1 protein-coding gene is annotated in these 1,102 nt (G+C 63.9%); it reads right to left on the reverse strand.

Annotated features, from left to right (window positions below; translation table 11 throughout):
• Nucleotides 1-4: 4 nt before the first annotated feature.
• Entirely contained in the window at nt 5-1,090 is a 1,086-nt protein-coding gene (locus tag AC1DD3_RS22050) for an inositol-3-phosphate synthase (RefSeq protein WP_230121535.1), read from the reverse strand.
• Nucleotides 1,091-1,102 lie beyond the last annotated feature (12 nt).

Genomic DNA, 1,102 nt, shown 5'->3' on the forward strand with positions numbered 1-1,102 from the left:
GGGTTTAGCGCTCGAGGTCGCCGCGGATGAAGGCCTCGACCTTTTCACGGGCGAGGTCGTCATTGAACTGCTCCGGCGGGGACTTCATGAAGTAGCTCGAAGCCGACAGGAGCGGCCCGCCGATACCGCGGTCCAGGCCGATCTTGGCGGCGCGGATGGCGTCGATGATCACGCCGGCGGAGTTGGGCGAGTCCCAGACCTCCAGCTTGTATTCGAGCGAGACGGGGGCGTCGCCGAAGTTGCGGCCCTCGAGCCGGACGAAGGCCCACTTGCGGTCGTCCAGCCACTGGACGTAGTCCGACGGGCCGATGTGAACGTCCTTCGCAGCSAGYTCGGCCTCGACGTTCGAGGTGACGGCCTGGGTCTTGGAGATCTTCTTGGACTCGAGGCGGTCGCGCTCCAGCATGTTCTTGAAGTCCATGTTGCCGCCGACATTGAGCTGGTACGTGCGGTCCAGCGTGACGCCGCGGTCTTCGAAGAGCTTGGCCATGACGCGGTGCGTGATGGTCGCGCCGATCTGGCTCTTGATGTCATCGCCCACGATCGGAACGCCGGCGGCAGTGAACTTGTCCGCCCATTCCTTGGTACCGGCGAGGAACACCGGCAGGGCATTGACGAAGCCCACTCCGGCGTCGATGGCGCACTGTGCGTAGAACTCCGCGGCCTCCTGCGATCCGACGGGCAGGTAGCAGACCATGACGTCAGCCTTGGCGTCCTTGAGGGCCTGGACCACGTCGACCGGCTCGGCCGGGGACTGCTCGATGGTCTCGAGGTAGTACTTGCCGAGCCCGTCCAGGGTGTGGCCGCGCTGCACGGTCACCCCGGTCGGCGGAACGTCGGCGATCTTGATGGTGTTGTTCTCGCTGGCCAGGATGGCATCGGCCAGGTCAACGCCGACCTTCTTGCCGTCAACATCGAAAGCGGCTACGAACTGGACGTCGTTGACGTGGTACTTGCCGAACTCAACATGCATCAGACCCGGGATCGTTGCCTGGGGGTCGGCATCCCGGTAGTAGTGGACACCCTGCACCAGGGAAGCAGCGCAGTTACCCACGCCGACAATGGCAACACGAATCGGATTTGAAGACACGGAACTCCTTTG

The organism is Arthrobacter sp. 05T444, assembly GCF_056395905.1.